This is a genomic window from Nocardia sp. NPDC059229 (assembly GCF_042754165.1).
Taxonomy (GTDB): domain Bacteria; phylum Actinomycetota; class Actinomycetes; order Mycobacteriales; family Mycobacteriaceae; genus Nocardia.
The window spans coordinates 220,962-240,393 of record NZ_JBHZAK010000008.1; the positions used below are offsets into that span (position 1 = coordinate 220,962).

Genomic DNA, 19,432 nt, shown 5'->3' on the forward strand with positions numbered 1-19,432 from the left:
ACGCGGTACCGAGGCGTACAGGTTTTCGTACCGCATAGTTTCACTTCGTGGCAGACTCCCTGATGCGCATTCGATCGAAACGCGCGCGAGGGGTTGGTTGATCGATGAGTTTGCGGCGAAGCGGTGCGCGACGGGGGGATGCGGACATCGGCGGGAATCCGCCTGCCCGCACAGTGATTCGTACCGCGAAGCTGGCCGCGGTGCCGCTGGCCTACGCCGGGCGGCAGGCGGCCGGGGCCGGCAAGCGGGCACTGGGCCGGCCGGCGGGTGAGATCGATCGGGAGATCCAGCTGCGCACCGCCGAGCACATGGCCGAGGTGCTGGGCGAATTGAAGGGCTGCGCCGCCAAACTGGGCCAGGTCCTGGGAATCTACGAGCTGGCCCTGCCGCCGGAGCTGGCCGAGCCCTATCGGATCGCGCTGGCCCGGCTGCAGGATGCCGCGCCACCCATGCTGCCGCGTACCGTGCACACTGTGCTGGCGGCGTCCTTCGGCCCGGATTGGCGGGACAACTTCCGGGAATTCGACGATCGCCGGGCCGCCTCGGCCACCATCGGCCAGGTGCATCGCGCGATCTGGCACGACGGCCGGGCGGTGGCGGTCAAGGTCATGTACCCCGGCGCCCGCGCGGCCGTGGACAGCGATCTGCAGAGGCTGCGCGGATTGGCCTGGCTGACACCGGTTTTCGCGCCGCACGCCGACGGTCGCGCGGTGGTGGACGAGCTGGCCGAATGCCTGCGCATGGAACTGGATTTCGCGGCCGAGGCACAGAGCCAGCGCCGCTTCGCGGAAGCCTACGCCGGGGATCCGGATTTCCGGGTGCCGCAGGTGGTGGCGCAGTGCGGCGATGTGATCGTCAGCGAGTGGCTGGACGGAATTCCGCTGTCCCGCTTGATCACCGCGGGTGCGCAGGCCGAGCGCGACCGGGTGGGCATGCTGGCGGTCCGGTTCTTCTGGTCATCCGCTCCGCGCTCGGGGCTGCTCTACGGCGATCCGCATCCGGGCAATTTCCGGGTGCTACCCGACGGCCGCCTGGGCGTGGTGGACTTCGGGGCCTGCCCGCCGTGGCCGCCGGCCCAGTTCCCGGCGCTGGTGCACGACCTGGCCGACGCGCTCATCAATGGCGGGCCGGCCGAGCTGGACCGGGCCACGCGCAGCCACGGGTTCACCGACGAGCAGCGCGGTCTGGACAGCGCGGGGCTGGCCGAGAAGCTGCTGCCGTTCACCGAACTGCTGCGGCACGAGACGTCCCGGGTCGATACCGAGTGGCTGCGCGGCCGCACCCGCGACGCCATGAGCCCCAGGCTGGACAATGTGTACCGCCAGCTCGGGATACCCGCGTATCTGATGCCGTTCCAGCGCGGGCTGGTCACCCTGCTGGGGCTGGTCGCGCAGCTCGGGACGAGCGGGCCGATGCGCGCCGAGATCCTGCGCTGGTCACCGGAATTGAGCGCGGTCATGGACCGGCATCGGGCGCGCGGCGGGCAGCCGGCCGATCTCGGGGCCGTGCGGCTGCGCCGGGCGGGCGCGGCGGCAACCGGGTTCGCGGCGGGCTGAGCCGCACCGGACCGGCTTGCGGGCTCACCGTCACCCCAAGGTCTTGATCACTGTCCCAGACAGAACTACCCTGGGGTGACAGGCGCAACGTAGCGCCGGAGTCTGTCCGGAAGGTCCCCGTCGTGACCACTGCATCCAAAGACATCCGCCCTCCTGAGCTTTCGGCTCCGGACCACGAGGTCGCCGTCATCGGCGCGGGGCCCGGCGGCATTGCCGCGGGGGTCAAGCTGAAGCGGGCCGGGGTGCGCGACTTCGTTCTGCTGGAACGGGCCGACGAGGTCGGCGGCAGCTGGCACGAAAACCATTACCCGGGGCTGGAGGTCGATATCCCGTCCCTGGCGTATCAGTACTCGTTCGCGCGAAACCCCAACTGGAGCAGGCTGTTCGCCTCCGGCGCGGAGGTGAAGCGCTATCACATGGCGGTGGCGCGGCGGTTCCGGGCTGTATCCGCACATCCGGTTCGGGACCACCGTGGTCAGCGAGAAGTGGGACGAGGACCGGCACTGCTGGACGCTGCACCTCGACAATGGCGACGTGACGACCGCACGGTTCGTCATCAGCGCGGTCGGCGCGTTCATCAGCCCGAAGACCGATCCCGGAATTCCCGGATTGACGCTGTACCAGGGCACGATTCAGCGCCCCTCGGACTGGGACGACGACTACGACCTCACCGGCAAGCGGGTCGCGATCATCGGCACCGGCGCGAGCTCGGTGCAGATCACGCCGTCGATCGCGGGCGCGGTGGGCAGCCTCGCCGTCTTCCAGCGCACGCCGGTGTGGTGCCTGCCCAAACCCAATCCGCGGATTCCGCGCGCGGTGCAGCTGGCCCTGCAGGTCCCCGGGCTGCAGGCGACGCTGCACGGCGCGGTGCTGGTGGTGGTCGACGCCGCCCTGCGCGGTATGTCGAACGCACCGCTGCCGGTGGTGCGGCCGGCTATGCGGGCCTTCGACGCGACCGCCATTCGCGGCTATCGCGGTCTGCTGCGACTCATGGTGCGCGATCCCGGGATTCGGGCGGGCCTCGCCCCGGACTACGGGCCGATCGCCAAGCGGCCGACCTTGAACACCGGGTATCTGCTGGCGTTCAACCGGGACAATGTCGACCTGGTGGCCACGCCCATCGAACGATTCACCGCGCACGGCATCCGCACCACCGACGGCGTCGAGCGCGAATTCGACATGATCGTGCTGGCCACCGGCTATCACGTGTTCTCCGACCCGGAGACCTACACGCCCGGGATGGTGGTCGGCCGCAACGGTGTCGATCTCGGAAAGTATTTCACCGAGCAGGGATTGCAGGCCTACGAAAGCGTCTCGCTGCCCGCGCTGCCCAATCGGTGGACGCTGGTCGGACCGTATTCGTGGACCGGCAGCGGCTGGCACGCCTTCGTGGAGATGACCGCCGACCATGCGGTGCGCGCCATTTCGGAGGCGCGGCGACGCGGGGCGACGTTCGTGGCCATCCGCCAGGACGTGCACGACGCCTATCACCGCCGCATCTACCGGCAGGGCGCGGCCATGCGCTACTACCTGGCCGAATTGAATGCGCACGTGCCCACCTACTACCGCAATTCGCAGGGCGACAGCACCTATATCCGGCCCACCGGATTCTTCTCGGCGCAGCGGGCGCATCGTCACTTCCCGTTCGCCGACTACGAATTCGAGCGGTTGCCCGCCTGACCCCGCCGTTCGACAAGGAAGTCGAGCCATGATGGAACTGCCGAAATCGGTCCGGATCGCACTGGGCGCGGCCGGATACGGCATCAGCGACCGCCGCCTGGCACCGGCCGTGACGGGCCGGGTGATCCTGGTGACGGGTGCGTCCTCGGGCGTCGGACGGGCCACCGCGCGCCGCCTGGCCGCCAATGGCGCGACCGTGCTCGCGGTCGCCCGCCGCGAGTCACTGCTGGCGGAATTACGTTCGGAGACCACGGAATTCCCGGGAACCGTCCACCCCTATCCGGCGGACCTCTCGGATACCGAGGCCTGCGCGGCACTCATCACGCGTGTGCTGGCCGAGCACGGGCACGTGGATGTCTTCGTCAACAATGCCGGTCGATCGATCCGCCGCTGGCTGTCGGATTCGCTGGACCGTTGGGACAATTTCGACGACACCACGCGTATCAACTTCCTCGGCCCCATGCGCCTGGTGCTGAGCCTGCTGCCGTCCATGCGGGCGCGCCGGCAGGGGCACATCGTCACTATCAGTACCGCCGGTGTGCACGGCCCGGGCGTCGGCTGGACGGCCTATATCGCCTCCAAGTCCGCGTTCAATTCCTGGATGCGCGGCGCCGCACCGGAATTGCGGGCGGACGGCATCGACGTCACGACCGTTCACCTGCAGCTGGTGCGCTCGGAGATGCTGGGTCCGTACCGGATCTATCGCTACACCCCGAGCATGTCGACCGAGGAGGCGGCGAGCATGGTGTGCCGGGCGATCGTGGACCGTCCCCTGGCCATCCGGCCGTGGTGGGAGCGGGCGGGCGCGCCCCTGTCCTATGCAATGGACAATTCCCGTGCGGCGCAACGGCTGCTGACCACGTACGCGAAGGCCGGGAACTGGAACAATCGGCCGGTCGACTGGGCCGGGCCGATCGGGCGGGTCGAGCGGGCCGCCAATCTGCTCGACGACGCGGTGACGGTGGCCGGGCGGATTCCGGCCAGCGGCGCGCTGAACCTGGTGCCGCCCACCCGGATTCCCCAGCTGGCCCGGGCATTACGCGGTGGGATCGGACTGGCCACGGCGCTGTCGGTGTGCGCCGCACGGTTCCCGGATCGGCCCGCCATGATCGACGACGACGGCCCGATCACTGCGGCCGAGCTGGATCGGCAGGTGCAGCGGCTGGCGGCGGCGCTGCGAGCGCGCTGGGATGTTCGGCGCGGGCAGCGGGTGGGGGTGCTGTGCCGCAATCACCGGGGATTCGTGATCGCGGCCTATGCGGCGGCGCGGCTCTCGGCGGATCTGGTGCCGTTGAACTACGGCTTCGCCGGGCCGCAGATCGGTGAGGTGCTCGACCGCGAACGCGTGGAATTGCTGATGTACGACGGCGAATTCCATACCGCGATCGACAAATCCGGCTATCGGGGTCGGCGGGTGGTGGTGCGAGGCGCCGCGGTCGGCTTGCCGACCGTCGCGGACCTGGTCGCCGCGGGTGGGCCGCCGGTGCGCGAACCCGCGGGCGGGGGCTCGATCATTCTGCTCACCGGCGGCACCACCGGAGTGCCCAAGGGCGCGCCCCGCACACTCGGCGCGCGGTCCGTGCTGGCCGGGCTGAGCCCGCGCATGGTGCTCGCGCTCGGCGACCTGGCCCGGATCGAAACGATTCCGCGGCTCGGACGGCCCATGGTGATCGCGCCGCCGCTGCATCACACCTACGGGTTCCTGGCGCTCGCCGCGGCGTTCCTGCTCGGGTCGACTGCCATCGTGCACGACCGGTTCGACGCCGAAACCGTGCTCGCCGATATCGAGCGGCACAGTGTGCAGATCGCCTGCCTGGTGCCGACCATGATCAAGCGGATCATGGATCTTCCGGCGGCGGACTGCCGCGGCCATCACCTCGAGAGCCTGCGGATGGTGGTGTGCGGCGCCGCTCCCCTGCCGGCCTGGCTGGCCACCGCCTTCATGGACGAGTTCGGCGAGGTGCTGTTCAACGCGTACGCCTCCACCGAGACCGGCGCGGGGACCTTCGCCACGCCCGCGGATCTGCGGGCCGCGCCCGGGACCGTGGGCCGGCCGCTGACCGGGATCGTGGACATCCGCATCGTCGACGGCGACGGCCGCGAGGTGCCCGCCGGTGTCACCGGCCGCATCGTCAACAAGAACCCGAGCGTGTTCGCCGGCTACAGCGACGGCCGGACCAAGACGATGGTCGGACAGCACATGGACTCCGGTGACCTCGGGCATGTCGATGCCGAAGGCAGGCTGTTCGTGGACGGCCGCTCCGACGACATGATCGTCTCCGGCGGCGAGAACGTCTTTCCGCAGGAGGTCGAGGAGGCACTGCTGGCGCATCCGGCGGTGGCCGACGCCGGAGCCGTCGGGGTGCCCGACGACGATTTCGGGCAGCGGCTGGCGGCTGCCGTGGTGCTCCGGGCCGGGGCGCGGGCCGGGGCACGCACTCTGCAACGGCACATCAAGGCCACGCTGGCCGGCTACAAGGTGCCGCGCGACATCGTGTTCGTGCCCGAACTGCCGCGCACGACCGCGGGCAAGCTACGGCGGCAACAGCTTCCGGAGGTCATCGCGCGGGCGCGCGCGGCGGCCGAGTCCGGCGTCGCTCTCGAATCCGATCCATCCAGGACGTGAGGTCTCAGTCATGAGCGCTACCAATGGTTCCCAGCCCCGGCCCACCCATGAGGTCGTGATCGTCGGCGCGGGCCTGGGCGGGATCGGCGCGGGTGTCGCACTGCGCCGCATCGGGGTCGAGAACTTCGTCCTGGTCGACAAGTGGCCGAAGGTCGGCGGCACCTGGCTGGCCAATACCTATCCCGGTGTGGCCGTGGACATTCCGTCGCCGGTGTACAACTTCTCGTTTCAGCCGCGGTCGCACTGGTCGCGGTTCTTCGCGCCCGGCGCGGAATTGCAGCGGTACGCGGAGGAGGTCGTCGATCGGCAGGGGCTGCGCGGCAACCTGCGGCTCGGATCGGGCGTCGTACTCGGGGTTTTCGACGAGGAGCGGGATCTGTGGCGGATCACTCTCGAGGACGGTACGGAGATCACGTCACGCTATGTGATCGGCGCGGTCGGCGGGCTGGAGCAGCCGCACAATCCGGATATTCCGGGGATCGGCGACTACACCGGCAAGATCATGCACAGTTCCCGGTGGGACCACGACTACGACTACCGGGGTAAGCGGGTGGCGGTGATCGGCACCGGAGCCACGGCGCTGCAGGTGATTCCCGAACTGGCCAAGGAGGTCGCGCAGCTGACCGTGTATCAGCGGCGGGCCATCTGGATCGGGCCCAAGGTCGACTTCCCCATGGGGCCGGTCGCGAACGCGGTGCTGAACTTCGCGCCGCTGCAGCGGACGGTGCGCTTGCTCGGCAATGTGGGCGTGAACGCGGGGCTGGGGGCGGGGCTGGCCATCTCCAACTATCCGCGGCTGACCTCGATGGGTATGACGGCGGCCGAAACCGCCATGAAGGCCTTTCTTTTCAGTCAGGTGCGCGATCCCGAGCTGCGCCGCAAGCTGACGCCGGACTACCGGTTCGGGTGCAAGCGGCCGTCGATCTCGAACTCGTACTTCAAGACGTTCACGCTCCCGCATGTCGATCTGGTCACCGAGGCCATCGAGCATTTCACGCCTACCGGCATCGTCAGCGCCGACGGGCGGGAGCGGGAATTCGATATGGTGCTGTGCGCCACCGGATTCAAGGTGATGGAGAAGGGGTACACGCCGCCCTATCCGATCTACGGTCGCGACGGCCTCGAACTGGGCGAGTTCTGGGACGAGCACCGCTTCCAGGCCTATCAGGGGGTGTCGGTGCCCAGGTTCCCCAATGCCTTCCTGATCGTCGGGCCCTACGCCTACGCGCCCGGTTCGTATATTCCGCTGATCGAATCGACCTCGGCGCATGCGGCCCGGGTCATCGGGGAGGCTCGCCGACGCGGCGCGACCCGGGTGGAGGTGCGGCAGCAACCGCACGACGAGTACTTCGCGCGGATGGACAGGCGGGCCAAGCGGACCCACCTGTTCACCCAGGGCTGTATCACCTCGAACACCTACTACATCAACTACCAGGGCGACGGCGCGGCCTTCCGGCCTTCGACCCAGCTGGAAATGTATTGGGAGAACCGGCATTTCCCGCTCGACGACTACCGCTACAGCACCGCCGCGGTGCGCGAGCCCCAGGAAGCGGTCTCCTGAGAGCCCCGGGCGCCCGGCCGGGCGATCACTCCTCTTCGGCCAGCGCCGCCAGCCGATCCACCGATCCCCGCAGCATCTCCGAGGTGGTGGCGCGCGCCCGGACCAAGCGCCTCTCATCGGACAGATCGGTCCAGTCGAAGGTGTGTGTCACGCGGGTCCGGTTGTCGCCCAACGGCTCCAGCTCCCACCGCCACAGGTGCCCGATCGGCTGCGCCCCGGTTTCCGAAGGCATCCAGGCGATTCGGCGCGCCTCCTCGAATTCGACGATCAGGTTCTTCCGGACCGCTCCATGGGTGAGCGTCATCTCGAAGACGTCACCGACCGACCGCACCCGCTGCCCGGGCTCAGCGTGTGCGAGGTTGTCGTTCGCATCCCAGCGGGGCTGCTGCGCCGGATCGGCGATCAATTCGAATATCCGCGCGGCCCCCGCGGCTACCTCACGCTCTGCGGACACAACTCGCCTGGCTTCTCCACCGTCGCTCATACCCCCGATCGAACCACCCTCGGGCAGTCCACCGCGATCGGGGGGCCGGACCGGCTAGGCGGTGGCGAGCCGGGGAGTCCGGGCTCGGCCGCCGAGGATCAGCAGGGCGGCCAGGATCGAACCGCCGCCGAGCCAGAGGACGCTGAGCGGGCCCGCGTGGTCGACCGCGATGCCGCCGGCCAGCGCGCCCAGGGCGATCGAGAAATTGAAGGTCGCGACGAACAGGGACGACGCCGCTTCGGTGGTGTCCGGGGCGGCCCGCAGGATGCGGGTCTGGAAGGTGACGGGGACGGCGCCGTAGCCGAGGCCCCAGAGCATCAGGATCGCCCCGGCGGCAACGACATTCGTGTCGAAGAGCGCGAGCGCGGCCATGGCCGCGACCAGCAGCACCCCGATGCCGGGGGTGGTGCGCCGCAGGCTCTTCGCGACCAGGGCGCCCGCGAGGAAGTTGCCGCAGATGCCGGCGATGCCGAACACCAGCAGCAGCACCCCGGTCGCGCGATCGTCGACGCCGTGCTCGTGCAGGATCGGGCGCACGAAGGTGTAGGCCAGGAAGTGGCCGGTGATCACCAGGAAGGTCAGGGTCAGCGCGAGGCGCAGGGCCGCATTGGCTTTGAACACCGCCGGCAGGTCCCGCAGGTGGACCGACTGCTCGGCCGGCAGGCTCGGCATCAGGAAGACCATGCACACCACCGAGGTCAGGCCGAGCACGCCGACCGCGGCGAAGGCGGTGCGCCAGCCGCTCAGGTCGCCGAGGAACGTGCCGGTGGGAACGCCCAGCACCGAGGCGGTTTCGACACCGCCGAAGATGACCGCGGTGGCGCGGGCGACCTGATGCTCGGGCACCAGCCGCAGCGCGATGCCGCCCGCGATGGACCAGAAGCCACCGACGGCGATGCCGACCAGGAATCGGGCGATGAGCACGACCGCGAAACTCGTTGCGAGACTGGAGGCCAGGTTGGCCGCGCCCATCAGGCCGATGAGGGCCGCCAGCACGATGCGGCGGTCGACGCGCCCGGTGAGCACGGTGATGATCGGCGCGGACAGGGCCGGGAACGGTGACCCGCGCACCGACTGGGCGGCCTCGACCCGCCGGTCGCTGGCGGCCGCACCCAATGACGCGTTCGGCGTGGGGGATCCGCGCGGGCGGGTGGAATTGCGGCGCACGGTGGCGGAGTATCTGAGCCGGGCGCGGGGCGTGCGCGCCGAACCCGAGCGGATCGTCATCTGTTCCGGGTTCGCGCACGGGCTGCAGCTGCTGTGCGATGTGCTGGACGGGCCGATGGCCATGGAGGCGTACGGACTCAGTACCCCACGGGCGGCCCGCTGCATCCGGAACGCCGGGCGGCCGTGCTGGATTGGATACGCGCGTCCGGTGCGGTGCTGCTCGAGGACGACTACGACGGCGAGTTCCGTTACGACCGGCAGCCGGTCGGCGCGCTGCAGGGCCTGGACCCGGATCGGATCGTCTACCTGGGTTCGGTCAGCAAGAACCTGTCCCCCGCGCTGCGGCTGGGCTGGATGGTGCTTCCCAACTCGCTGATCGATGATGTCCTGTCCGCCAAGGGAAGTCGTGAAATGTGGGCCAGCGTGGTCACCCAGCTGACCCTCGCCGACTTCCTCTCCTCCGGCGCATACGACCGCCACCTCCGCCGCACCCGCTCCACCTATCGCCGCCGGCGCGATCTCCTGGTTCGCACCCTGGCCCAGCGGGCCCCGCACATCCGGGTCAGCGGCATCGCCGCCGGACTGCACGCGGTCCTCGAATTGCCGGGCGGCACAGAGGATTCCACCCCGCATGCCGCCCGACGCCGCGGTCTGGCCCTCGACGGCCTGCGCCGCTACCGTCACCCCGCCGCCTCCATGCCGCACCGCGACGGTCTGGTCATCGGCTACGGCACTCCCTCCGACCACGGTTTCGGCCCCGCACTCGAAGCCCTGTGCCAGGCCCTGCCTGACCGATGACGCACCACTTCCGCAACGGCGTCGGCCTGTAGCGCGGAGGTAGCTCCGGTCTGCTGCACACTCCCGGCAGTGTGCAGAATAGGACGATGACCGTTCGACAGCTTGTTTCCTCAGGTGCCCAATGGGAGCCGATCGTCGGCTATTCGCGCGCGGTCCGCGTCGGCCAATGGATCGCGGTGGCCGGCACCACCGCCGCCACCCCCGACGGCCCGCCCGTGGGCGGCGACGATATCGCCGAACAAACCCGCGAGGCTCTCCGCCGAATTGCCGCCGCCCTCACCGAAGTCGGCGCCTCCCTCGAAAACGTCATCCGCACCCGAATCTATGTCACCGACATCTCCCGCTGGGAAGAAGTGGGCAAGGCCCACGGCGAAGTCTTCGCGCACATCCGCCCCGCCGCCACCATGCTCCAAATATCCCAGCTGATCGACCCGGAACTCCTGGTCGAAATAGAAGCCGACGCGATACTCCCGTAGCCGCGTTCTTCCTGCACGCGTCGGAAATCTCAGTCGGCCCTTGGAGTTCGGATCCAGGGGCTGCCCGGTGCCGTACGAGTGGAGTGGGAGCCCGGCTCGAGGTTCAGGACATCCATGAGAGACGGGTCCTCGTCGATCGCGTGGTAGAGGTGCCCGGCGGGGCCGTCGACGGTTGCGGCTGTGCTCCCGGTCAGGTGCCAGAGGTTATCCGCGGCGCCATTGGTGACCGAAAGAATGGGCTCTTGCTTTTCGAAGACCTCGGTGGATTCGATGCACTGCGTCCCGAGGAGCCAGTGACGCATCCACCAGGCCCTGGGGTCCCGGTCCATGACATTGTCGACCACCCACCAGACGAATGGGAGGTCGCCGTGGGCACGGGCCTGGTCGGCGGTCAGGTCGGGGCCGCCCTCGGGAACATTCTCGAACGGGTCGTCGACGAGGGCGAAGGCATGCGTGTTGTCGTGCACGAAAACCACCGCATGAAAGGTCCCACCGCCAGGATTCCCCGCCCCGATGCCGACGGTGAACCGGGCGGCGTGCGGGTCGGCTCCAACCGTCCAGCCGAACGCGTAGGACGCGAGTTCGCCTCGGGGACCGATGAATTCGCCGAAGGCCCGGCGGTCCATCCCGGTCGCCCCGGGTGTCGGTGCTTCGAGCAGTCGGCCTGGGATCACTTGCACAGTCACGCGGCGACCTTAGCCGGAGTCAAGGGGTTTGGAGAGCTTCGATTTGGTGGCGGAGGTGGTCCAGGAGTTTTTCGGGATTGTCGAAGTCGGCGGGGTTGATGGGCGTGCCGAAGTGGATGGTTACCGGGTGGCGGCGGTTGAAGGGGCGGGCGGGGGTGGCGGCGCGGCGGATGGGGAGGACATTGTCGGTGCCGGTGGTGGCTACCGGGATGATGGGGACGCCGGTTGTCAAGGCCAGATTGGCTACGCCGGGTTTGTAGGGTTCGTGGTCGCCGGGCGGGACCAGGCGGCCTTCCGGGTAGATGATGAGCACACCGCCGTGGTGGAGAATTTGCTCTGCTTGGGCCATGGCATTGCGGCCGGAGTCGGAGTCGCGGCGAATGACGGGAATCTGGCCCAGGCGGCGGACAAGCCAGCCGATAACCGGCCAGGACCACAGTTCGGCCATGGCAATGGCGATGGCGCGGCGGCGGAGCGCTCCCCAGAGGAAAGCCGCGTCGAGCATCGAGATGTGGTTGCTCGCGATGATGACCGGGCCGGTTTTCGGAATCCGGTCGCGGCCGATCACGGTGACGTGGACGAAGTTCGACCACGCCAGCGTGCGGAGAATGCGTCGGACCAGGTGCGTTGTCAGCCAGGCTCGTTTGCCCAGCCCTTTGGGGCGTCGTGCATCGGTGTTCATCGCTCTCCCACATGGATAGTCCGGCAATGGTTTTCATACTCGCCGGGCGGCGGGGTGCGCGCCACCGCAGAACTACTCAGTGGCCGAGCGGAAATCGTGCAATAGCAGATTGCTATGGCGATTTTTCGGGCGTAGCCTGGAGATTGCTGTACTCACGGCAGTATCCCAACAGAATTCAGCAAGGGGCGAGTGCTGCCATGACTGGAAACTGGTGGCGTCACACCGTTTTGTCCCAATTGTCCCGATCGCCGGGGAATGCCGCGGTGCTCTTCCTCGTCGTCGAAGACGGTACCAAGGTCATCACCTTCCCGAGACTCAACTGGGGATTCGTGGCGGTCGCGTCCGCCTTGGTGCTCGTATTCGCCATCGCAGTCCTGCTGCTGGTGAATTCCGCGCACTTCGACGAACCACAGACCCCGGCACCGGCACCAGCATCACCCGCATCATGCGAACCGTTCTGTCTCACGCCTAACTGAGCGCTGTTCACCGATCGCGAAGATGAGGATGAAAACCATTACGCCGGAATCCGATTCGACCTCCGGCATGACTTCATGGAGCGCCGCGGCCTGGGACACGATGGACAGTCCCAGGCCGTGGCCCTATGGCGTGGGCCGCGACGACAATTTTCCCGCCGCAATGAACCGTGACCAACCGCACATTTCGGTTATAGCCTGTAAAAAGCCCTCAACGGCGAGCTGAGGAACAGGGTGATGGCGATGGCTCGGTGCGACTTGGTGATACGCGGTGGCACGGTGTTCGACGGCACCGGGAAGCCGCCGGTCCGCGCGGATGTCGGGGTGACCGACGGCAAGGTCACGGTCATCGGCGGCGAGATTCCGGACGGGGAGCGCACAGTCGACGCCACCGGCAGATGGGTGATGCCCGGCATGCTCGATGTGCACACCCACTACGACGCCGAGGTGCTCGGGAATCCCGGATTGGGGGAATCGGTCCGGCACGGGGTCACCTCGGTCGTGCTCGGAAACTGCTCGCTGTCCACCGTGTATTCGGAGGCCGAGGACTGCGCCGACCTGTTCGCTCGCGTCGAGGCACTGCCGTGGGACGCGGTGCATTCGGCCGTCAAGGAGCACAAGGACTGGGACGGCCCGCACTCCTACGCGAAGGCCATCGCCGACCGCCCGCTCGGCGCGAATGTCGCTGCGTTCCTGGGACATTCGGATATGCGTGTCACGGTGATGGGCCTGGCCCGCGCGGTGGATGCCGCCGCACGGCCGACGGAGGCCGAGCTGACCCGCATGTGCGCCATGCTCGACGACGCCCTCGACGCCGGTTTCCTGGGGCTGTCCACGATTCGCAGCTCGTTCTCCAAGCTGGAGGGCGTCCGATTCCCCACCCGGCAGCTGCCGTCCACGTATGCCACCTGGCGGGAGTACCACGCCCTCAATACGATCCTGCGCCGCCGCGGCCGCGTGCATCAGAGCACGCCCAACCTCACCGCCCGCGCCGAGATCGCCCGCTACTTCGCCGAGAGCGCGGGCCGTTTCCGCAAGCCGCTCAAGACCACCCTCATCGCGGGCATGGACGTCAAGGCCGACCGTACCGTCGCCCGTGCCGCCACCACCGCGGCGTGGATCGTGAATACCGTTGGCGGAGCACGCTTCCGCTGGCAGCACCTGCCGGTCCCGTTCGAGGTGTACGCCGACGGAGTGGATCTGGTGGTGTTCGAGGAGTTCGGTTCCGGGGTCGCCGCACTCAATATCCGCGATGTCATGAAGCGCGGCGAACTACTGGCAGACGAATCCTATCGCCGCGATTTCCGCAAGGACCTGGCCAAGAAGTACGGCCCGCGCGTGTGGAATCGCGACCTGTACGACGCGGTGATCGTGTCCTGCCCCGAGCCCGAGGTCGTCGGCAAGCCCTTCGGCGCGGTAGCGGACGAACGCGGCATCCATCCCGCCGACGCCCTGCTGGATCTGGCGGTCACGCACGGCCCGAAGCTCCGGTGGCGCACCGTCATCGCCAATGACCGCGAGGAGGTGCTGGACCGGCTGCAGCGCTCGCCCATGATGCAGGTGGGTTTCGCCGATTCCGGTGCGCACCTGCGCAATATGGCCTTCTACAACTTCGGGCTGCGCCTGCTCGAACGCGCGCACCAGCGCGGATTCCTGCCGCTCGAGACCGCGATCCACCGGGTCACGGGCGAGTTGGCGGACTGGTACGGCCTGGACGCCGGCCATCTGCGAGTCGGCGCCCGCGCCGATATCGCCGTCATCGACCCCGCCGGTTTCGACGGCTCCAGCAGCGCCTACGCCGAGGCGCCGTTCCCCGGCGTCGCGGGCCTGCAGCGCATGGTCAACCGCAACGACCGTGCGGTGGCCGCCACCGTGGTCGGCGGCCACCTGGTCTACGAGTACGGTGAGTTCGCGCCCGGTTTCGGCACCACGCTGCACGCGGGCACCTTCCTGACCGCGCAGCACTGATACCGAGCGCCGCGGCTACACCAGCTCGGGCATCCTCCCGCGCGCGCGATACTCCTGGGGCGGACAACCCTGCCATCGCCGGAAGGCCCGGATGAAGGAGGCGGCCTCGGCGTAGCCCAGCCGCCCCGCCACCTGCTCGGTGGTCATATCGGTCCGGTCGAGCAGTTCCTCCGACAGCGCCTGCCGCACCTCGTCGAGCAGTGTGCGGAAGGAGGTGCCCTCCTCGTGCAGCCGCCGCGACAGCGTGCGCGCACTGACATACATCTCGGCCGCCACCGCCGACTGATCCGGAAGCACCCCCGGATTGCGGATCAGCAGATCCCGCACCGCGCCCGCGACGCCGGTACGAGCGTGGCGGCGGGCCAGCAGGTCCCGGCACATCTGCTCGCACCGACTGCGCGCCCACTCGTTGGCCTGCGGCAGCGCCACATCCAGGTGGGCGGCGTCGAATGCGAGCTCGGTGCCGGCCGCGCCGAAGTCCGGCTCCACCCCGAAGACCGACCGATATCGCGCGGTATCGGCGGGCGCGCCGTGCCGGAAACTCAAGCGCCGCACCGGAACTCCCACCGAGAACAATTCCCGAGCGATCACCTGAACACCGGTCATGACCCGCTCGCCCAGAAAGGCGCGGACCTCCTCGGGAAACTCCCAGTCATCGAACCGCAGCCGCCCTTCGCCGTCCGCCTCCTCGAAGCTCAACCGCCCGAAGGCGAAGGCCGGCTCCACACAGTGCAGGGCAACCTGCACGGCGTCCCGCAGCGTGCGGCTGGCCAGCAGCGCCAGCCCCCACGGTCCATGCAGCGAGACGCGATAGCGGAGCCCTGCCTCCACGCCCAGCCCCGATTCGTCTCCGAATCGGGCGAGCAGATTGCGCACCACCGTAAGTTCCTGCCGCGCAGACAGTTCCGCGTATCTATCGATCACCGCCTCGGGCGGCACTCCCGTGCCGACCAGGCACTCCCCCACCGGCATCCCCCGTTCCTCCGCAAGCCGCGCCACGATGTGCACGCCGGAGGTGTTCCTGACTAGATCCCAGTCGAACATGTACGCGTCGTCCTCTTCGACTACTCCCGACCAAATGTCTGTTCCCCATCGGGTTGGCGAAACATATCAACGAGAGACCGTCCGGTGTGGCGCAACCGACAGATTCGAATACGACACATGATGCGTTTCGGTCGACACGCGATTCGTCACGTAACAGCCGGTGCCCCCGTGCGATTCATCCACATCCGGTCCGGACGACGACCAGCAATCGAGGCCTGCCCACCATGAGCTTCACCGCCATCCTGCTAGTTCCCGCGCTGGCGGCACCCGCCTTCGGCATCGGCGTTTGGCTCGGCATCCGGTCGGTTACCAGCGAGTCGGCTGCGGAACGCCGCCAGGCCCACTGCATCGAGGTCCTGCGTTCATGGCCCGAGGTCCAAACGCAACGCCGACCCACTACCTGGCCGGAGTCCCGCCGAGCCCGATAACGTCTGCCGTATGAGCAGCAACACGACCCGTACCGTGGTGGTCACCGGCGCGTCCTCCGGCATCGGCAAGGCCACCGCCGCTGCCTTCGCGGCCCGCGGCCACAAGGTGATCGGCACCAGCCGCAACCCCGACTCCATCGCCGCCGCCGACCGCGTGGCCGGAGTCGAATACCGCGCACTGGACATCACCGACCTCGACTCGATCGACCGTTTCACCACCGAACTCGGCGCGATCGACATACTGATCAACAATGCCGGAGAGAGCCAGGCCGGACCGCTCGCCGAACTGCCCCGGGAAGCGATCGAAAGGCTGTTCCAGCTCAACGTGTTCGGTGCGGTATCCCTGACACAGGCGGTGCTGCCCGGAATGCGCGAACGAGGCTACGGGCGGGTTGTCATGGTCGGTTCCATGCTGGGCAGCTTCCCCATGCCCTACCGCTCCTCGTACGTGGCGACCAAAGCGGCACTGCGCGGGTTCGCGACCGCCGCTCGGTTCGAAGAGTCGCCGTACGGGGTGTGGATCACCACCGTGGAACCCGGCCAGATCGACACCGGCCTGAGCGAGCGACGGATGAAGTACATCGCTGAAGGCTCTCCGCACGCCGCAGAGTTCACCAAGTTCATGGCCAAGCTCGACAGCCAGATGAGCAAGGGGATCCCACCCGAGAAAGTCGCGGAAACCATTGTGGCAGCAGCCGACTCGGACCGGCCGAAGCCGCTGTATGCGGTAGGAAGCAATGCCCCGCTGATGTTCACGATTCGCCGCATCCTGCCCCGCACTGCGATGGAGCGGCTGATCGCTACCGCCCAAGGGCTCAAACGATAAGAACGAAAAGCCCACAGAGACAAAGGATTAAAAGATAAAAGATGCCTGGAGGAGAGAGGGGCCGAGCTTGCGAGGCCGATCTCACCTTCCGGCCCTCACCATTTTGAACCTTGACGTCGGTGTGTCTGTAGAAGGTGGTCCGTGCAGTCTGTCGGCCGGGATCGGCGGGTAGCGGCTCCCAAACCCGGCGTCAGCCCCAGTCCGGTAGGGCGGGCAACGCAACCATGCCTCCCGTCCCTGCGCACGCCGGCCGAGCATGAGCAGCCGGGGGTGCAGGCAGCCCGAAGGGCCGCACCTTCGGTGAGGCTCGACGGGTGTTAGGGGCGTGACCACCACCGCACGGGTGGGCGGGTGCGTTCGCGGATCTGGGCCAGTTTGGCGGCCATCAGCTCACCGGCGTGGTGGCGGTCGTTGACCTGCGGGGTACGGGATCGGTCGATATGCGCTGGTGCGATCCACCCCGTCCGGCCCGCGTGTTCGGAATCGGGGGGCATCACAATGGTTTTCCAGCCGCCCGGCCCGTCGTGGATCATCGCGTGGCAAGCATGGCAAGCCAGGGTCGGGTTACTCGTCCTGTCCGAACCCCGCCCGCCTGCCAACGCTGCGCAATGGGCCAGCCGACAGGGATGGGCTTGCGCGGCTTCGGGGGCACGGGACTGCATGGTCATGCCACTTCAAACAGCGGCGTCCAGTGGTTGCCGTCCCACTCGTACAGCTGGCGCGGGCCGACCGACCAAAGCGCCTGGTCACCGGCAGCCGACAAATGGCCGGAGCCAGTGGGCAGGATCAAATCGGACGCTTCCAGCGGGACGAGCTGGCGCCCATCCAGGACCAATTCGTAAATGAGATGGGAAGATGCGCAGTACAAGCGTCCCTGGAAGCGGCAGATCGACCACAAATCTTCGAAAACATCCACATTCTCCAGCACCTCCAGCGTATCGCGCGAGGCCAGGACCACCGTTCCAGCCTGACCGCAAATCGCCAACTGGCCGCCAACGCCGGTACTGCAGCCATCTAACAAGTCGACGGAAGTCGGTGAATCGGCTTGTGTCCATTGTCCCTCGGCAGAGCTCCAGATTTCACCGTCCCAGCCAAAAGTAAGCATGTGCGAGTCGCTCACCCGTGCGGCATGTTCGAATGCGCGCCTGGCCAATTCCATCTTGCCGGCACTTGCCACCACGGGCGATCGGCACGACCATTCGCCATTTTGGAAGGCAAATACCTGAAGCAGCGTTCCGACCGCGCATACGTCCCTTCCTGTGTCCGCCATCAGCCCGCGCAGCGGGCCTGCCAGCTTCATATCGATATTCTTCTCGAGCACAAGGGTCGTGCCAGCGTAGATTCTGAATTCGCCTCGGTCGCCGAGCACTGCTGCGGTCCCGTCGGGCATGCGCTTGATGTCACACACATTCCAGGTCAGGTTGTCGGAATAGACGTCGCCGCCTTGCACAAACACCAGGATCGTGTGGGGAATGCGGTCAGCGAGCAGTTCATCGACCTGTGCGCCGAAGTAGCCGTGTCCGGGTCCCAGGACCGCGCCCTTTGTGAAAGTCACGTCGCTAAGATCAAGAGTCGATTTCTGCACGATTTTCCTTTAACTCTGATTAAGTAAAGATTGCATGGCTTTCCATTTTATGACCTCTTCTGCCTCACGCCTCCGCGCTTTGTCTGCGGTTTAGGGATACTCCCCTCACGTTACCCAACAAGTATTGCGCAGCGTTCACGGCGACGCGCAGAGCTGCGGCGAACCTTGGGCCAGGGGTGTTGCTTGCGAGATGCGACCTTCTCGATGTCGGTGCCGCGGCCGTGGGCCCATTCGGTGATGTGATGCACGGCGGTGATGGTGGCGGGGGCGTTGCAGCCGGGCGGGTGCAGCCGCGTTCGGTGGCGATCAACGCCAACCGCTGCGCCGAGTTCGCCAGCCGCTCACTGCGTCCCAGGTGCAGGGGCATGCCCGCGTGGTCGAAGATCGCGAGGAACGGCTTGGACCGCTGCGCCAACCGCAACGCTTCTGTCAGCGGGACGGTGCCGCCGGAGGCGGTGGTGGCGACCCCGGCGGCGGCTTCGACCTCGGCCAACGACATGGTGATGATCGTCGAGACCGGCAGCCCGCGGTGCTTGCCGAGCTTGGCCGGGCCCATTTCCGGGCGCAGGAACGCCACCAACGCGTCGTGGTTGCGTTGCGCGGGGGTGCGGATGTCACGCTTGGCGGCCGCTTCCAACGCGTCGGGGTCGAGTCCTTCGACGCTCCAGGGGCTTTCGGGGTCGGCGGGGTCGCACATGCCGGGCCGGGCCAGGTCGGCGAAGATCGGATCCAACAGCGCTCGTGCGGTGGGGGTGAGGTCGGCGGTCATCGTGGACATGCCGTCCACACCCTGCTTGGTCAGGGTGATGCCGCGGCGGCGTTGCCGGTCCACGTGTTTGGTGAGGGTGCCGTCGGGGTCGAGGTAGCCCAGGATCCGATCCCCGACCTTGGGCAGATCATCCACGGTGGATTGGGTCGCGAAGTGCGCCAGCTGGAACTCGGCGCGGTCGCGCAGGTCGGCGTCGACGCTCTCGGGGATCCGGTCCATGATCTTGCCGATCATGCGTGCCGAATCCACTGACACCAAACCGATTTCCTGCATGGCGGCGGTCCAGGTCAGCCACGGCTCCAACACCCGGCCCGCTTCCTGACGCACACCCAGCAACTGCGCGGCGTTGCACCGCGCGCGTGCTTCGGCGTGTCCCAGGCGCAAGGTTTGAGCGAGGAATGTCGAAGTCTGCCTCACCCCGGCTTTTTCGGGCAGGTTCCGGTTCTCGACCTCACGAATCAGTTTGTGCTCGAACGCGGCCATGCGACGGCGGTGGCTTTCCCATTCCCGCATCACATCCAGCAGGTCGTCATCACCGATCGGCCCCAGCGAATCCTGAATCAGCACATCGAGCGCGTCACCCACCACAATTCATACCCCCATTCTACCGCTCGAAGATCATC

Annotated in this window: 16 protein-coding genes and 2 pseudogenes; 10 read left to right on the plus strand and 8 right to left on the minus strand. The window is 67.7% G+C overall.

Going from position 1 to position 19,432, the window contains the following annotated elements:
- Positions 1-104 precede the first annotated feature (104 nt).
- From ACFXHE_RS20430 to ACFXHE_RS20445, 4 genes and pseudogenes are all read left to right on the plus strand, one after another.
- A complete protein-coding gene (locus ACFXHE_RS20430) occupies positions 105-1,556 on the plus strand; it encodes an ABC1 kinase family protein (RefSeq protein WP_379385171.1) in 1,452 nt (483 codons plus the stop codon).
- A gap of 143 nt (positions 1,557-1,699) precedes the next feature.
- Positions 1,700-3,236 (plus strand): annotated as a pseudogene (locus ACFXHE_RS20435) (flavin-containing monooxygenase).
- A gap of 28 nt (positions 3,237-3,264) precedes the next feature.
- Entirely contained in the window at positions 3,265-5,862 is a 2,598-nt protein-coding gene (locus tag ACFXHE_RS20440; protein ID WP_379385173.1) for an SDR family NAD(P)-dependent oxidoreductase, read from the plus strand.
- Positions 5,863-5,872: 10 nt separating this feature from the next.
- On the plus strand, positions 5,873-7,423 hold the full coding sequence (locus ACFXHE_RS20445; RefSeq protein ID WP_379385175.1) for a flavin-containing monooxygenase: 1,551 nt from the start codon (positions 5,873-5,875) through the stop codon (positions 7,421-7,423).
- Between the two features lie 25 nt (positions 7,424-7,448).
- Here the strand turns inward: ACFXHE_RS20445 and ACFXHE_RS20450 are convergent, their stop codons facing one another.
- The gene (locus ACFXHE_RS20450) at positions 7,449-7,907 is read right to left on the minus strand and encodes an SRPBCC family protein (protein ID WP_379385177.1); all 459 of its coding nucleotides are present in this window, start codon (positions 7,905-7,907) and stop codon (positions 7,449-7,451) included.
- 54 nt (positions 7,908-7,961) lie between these two features.
- A complete protein-coding gene (locus ACFXHE_RS20455; protein WP_379385179.1) occupies positions 7,962-8,978 on the minus strand; it encodes an MFS transporter in 1,017 nt (338 codons plus the stop codon).
- Between ACFXHE_RS20455 and ACFXHE_RS20460 the strand changes: the two are divergent.
- From ACFXHE_RS20460 to ACFXHE_RS20470, 3 genes and pseudogenes are all read left to right on the plus strand, one after another.
- Positions 8,938-9,117: pseudogene (locus tag ACFXHE_RS20460) on the plus strand (hypothetical protein); the annotation flags it as partial. The gene ACFXHE_RS20455 and the pseudogene ACFXHE_RS20460 sit on opposite strands and share 41 nt — an antisense overlap.
- A gap of 140 nt (positions 9,118-9,257) precedes the next feature.
- Entirely contained in the window at positions 9,258-9,872 is a 615-nt protein-coding gene (locus tag ACFXHE_RS20465) for a hypothetical protein (protein ID WP_379385409.1), read from the plus strand.
- A gap of 86 nt (positions 9,873-9,958) precedes the next feature.
- Positions 9,959-10,348 (plus strand): RidA family protein, encoded by a 390-nt coding sequence (locus ACFXHE_RS20470; protein ID WP_379385181.1) that lies wholly within the window; start codon positions 9,959-9,961, stop codon positions 10,346-10,348.
- A 29-nt stretch (positions 10,349-10,377) separates the two neighbouring features.
- Here ACFXHE_RS20470 and ACFXHE_RS20475 read toward each other — a convergent pair whose 3' ends face one another.
- Together ACFXHE_RS20475 and ACFXHE_RS20480 are read right to left on the minus strand one after the other, a co-directional pair.
- Positions 10,378-11,034 (minus strand): hypothetical protein, encoded by a 657-nt coding sequence (locus ACFXHE_RS20475; protein WP_379385183.1) that lies wholly within the window; start codon positions 11,032-11,034, stop codon positions 10,378-10,380.
- Between the two features lie 19 nt (positions 11,035-11,053).
- Positions 11,054-11,716 (minus strand): lysophospholipid acyltransferase family protein, encoded by a 663-nt coding sequence (locus ACFXHE_RS20480; protein WP_379385185.1) that lies wholly within the window; start codon positions 11,714-11,716, stop codon positions 11,054-11,056.
- A gap of 263 nt (positions 11,717-11,979) precedes the next feature.
- Here ACFXHE_RS20480 and ACFXHE_RS20485 point away from each other — a divergent pair, with 263 nt between their 5' ends.
- Both ACFXHE_RS20485 and ACFXHE_RS20490 read left to right on the plus strand, forming a co-directional pair.
- Complete coding sequence (locus tag ACFXHE_RS20485; RefSeq protein ID WP_379385187.1) at positions 11,980-12,192, plus strand: hypothetical protein; 213 nt, start codon at positions 11,980-11,982, stop codon at positions 12,190-12,192.
- A 240-nt stretch (positions 12,193-12,432) separates the two neighbouring features.
- Positions 12,433-14,157: an amidohydrolase family protein gene (locus ACFXHE_RS20490; protein ID WP_379385389.1), complete on the plus strand. Its 1,725-nt coding sequence runs from the start codon at positions 12,433-12,435 to the stop codon at positions 14,155-14,157.
- Positions 14,158-14,172: 15 nt separating this feature from the next.
- Here the strand turns inward: ACFXHE_RS20490 and ACFXHE_RS20495 are convergent, their stop codons facing one another.
- Positions 14,173-15,129, minus strand: coding sequence for an AraC family transcriptional regulator (locus tag ACFXHE_RS20495; RefSeq protein ID WP_379385188.1), 957 nt, complete (start codon positions 15,127-15,129; stop codon positions 14,173-14,175).
- A gap of 510 nt (positions 15,130-15,639) precedes the next feature.
- Here ACFXHE_RS20495 and ACFXHE_RS20500 point away from each other — a divergent pair.
- A complete protein-coding gene (locus ACFXHE_RS20500; protein WP_379385190.1) occupies positions 15,640-16,455 on the plus strand; it encodes an SDR family oxidoreductase in 816 nt (271 codons plus the stop codon).
- A 317-nt stretch (positions 16,456-16,772) separates the two neighbouring features.
- Here the strand turns inward: ACFXHE_RS20500 and ACFXHE_RS20505 are convergent, their stop codons facing one another.
- The 3 genes from ACFXHE_RS20505 to ACFXHE_RS20515 all read right to left on the minus strand — a co-directional run bounded on the left by ACFXHE_RS20505 (position 16,773) and on the right by ACFXHE_RS20515 (position 19,394).
- Complete coding sequence (locus tag ACFXHE_RS20505; protein ID WP_379385192.1) at positions 16,773-16,949, minus strand: hypothetical protein; 177 nt, start codon at positions 16,947-16,949, stop codon at positions 16,773-16,775.
- Between the two features lie 170 nt (positions 16,950-17,119).
- A complete protein-coding gene (locus ACFXHE_RS20510) occupies positions 17,120-18,040 on the minus strand; it encodes a hypothetical protein (RefSeq protein WP_379385194.1) in 921 nt (306 codons plus the stop codon).
- Positions 18,041-18,104: 64 nt separating this feature from the next.
- The gene (locus tag ACFXHE_RS20515) at positions 18,105-19,394 is read right to left on the minus strand and encodes a DUF222 domain-containing protein (protein ID WP_379385196.1); all 1,290 of its coding nucleotides are present in this window, start codon (positions 19,392-19,394) and stop codon (positions 18,105-18,107) included.
- Positions 19,395-19,432 lie beyond the last annotated feature (38 nt).

What these genes read in the sequence shown, in the direction of transcription:
- ACFXHE_RS20490 (WP_379385389.1), top strand. Translation starts at nt 12,433, where the DNA reads ATGGCTCGGTGCGACTTGGTGATACGCGGTGGCACGGTGTTCGACGGC.
- ACFXHE_RS20445 (WP_379385175.1), top strand. Translation starts at nt 5,873, where the DNA reads ATGAGCGCTACCAATGGTTCCCAGCCCCGGCCCACCCATGAGGTCGTG.
- ACFXHE_RS20450 (WP_379385177.1), bottom strand. Translation starts at nt 7,907, where the DNA reads ATGAGCGACGGTGGAGAAGCCAGGCGAGTTGTGTCCGCAGAGCGTGAG.
- ACFXHE_RS20480 (WP_379385185.1), bottom strand. Translation starts at nt 11,716, where the DNA reads ATGAACACCGATGCACGACGCCCCAAAGGGCTGGGCAAACGAGCCTGG.
- ACFXHE_RS20500 (WP_379385190.1), top strand. Translation starts at nt 15,640, where the DNA reads ATGAGCAGCAACACGACCCGTACCGTGGTGGTCACCGGCGCGTCCTCC.
- ACFXHE_RS20495 (WP_379385188.1), bottom strand. Translation starts at nt 15,129, where the DNA reads ATGCCGGTGGGGGAGTGCCTGGTCGGCACGGGAGTGCCGCCCGAGGCG.
- ACFXHE_RS20430 (WP_379385171.1), top strand. Translation starts at nt 105, where the DNA reads ATGAGTTTGCGGCGAAGCGGTGCGCGACGGGGGGATGCGGACATCGGC.
- ACFXHE_RS20470 (WP_379385181.1), top strand. Translation starts at nt 9,959, where the DNA reads ATGACCGTTCGACAGCTTGTTTCCTCAGGTGCCCAATGGGAGCCGATC.
- ACFXHE_RS20440 (WP_379385173.1), top strand. Translation starts at nt 3,265, where the DNA reads ATGATGGAACTGCCGAAATCGGTCCGGATCGCACTGGGCGCGGCCGGA.
- ACFXHE_RS20505 (WP_379385192.1), bottom strand. Translation starts at nt 16,949, where the DNA reads ATGCCCCCCGATTCCGAACACGCGGGCCGGACGGGGTGGATCGCACCA.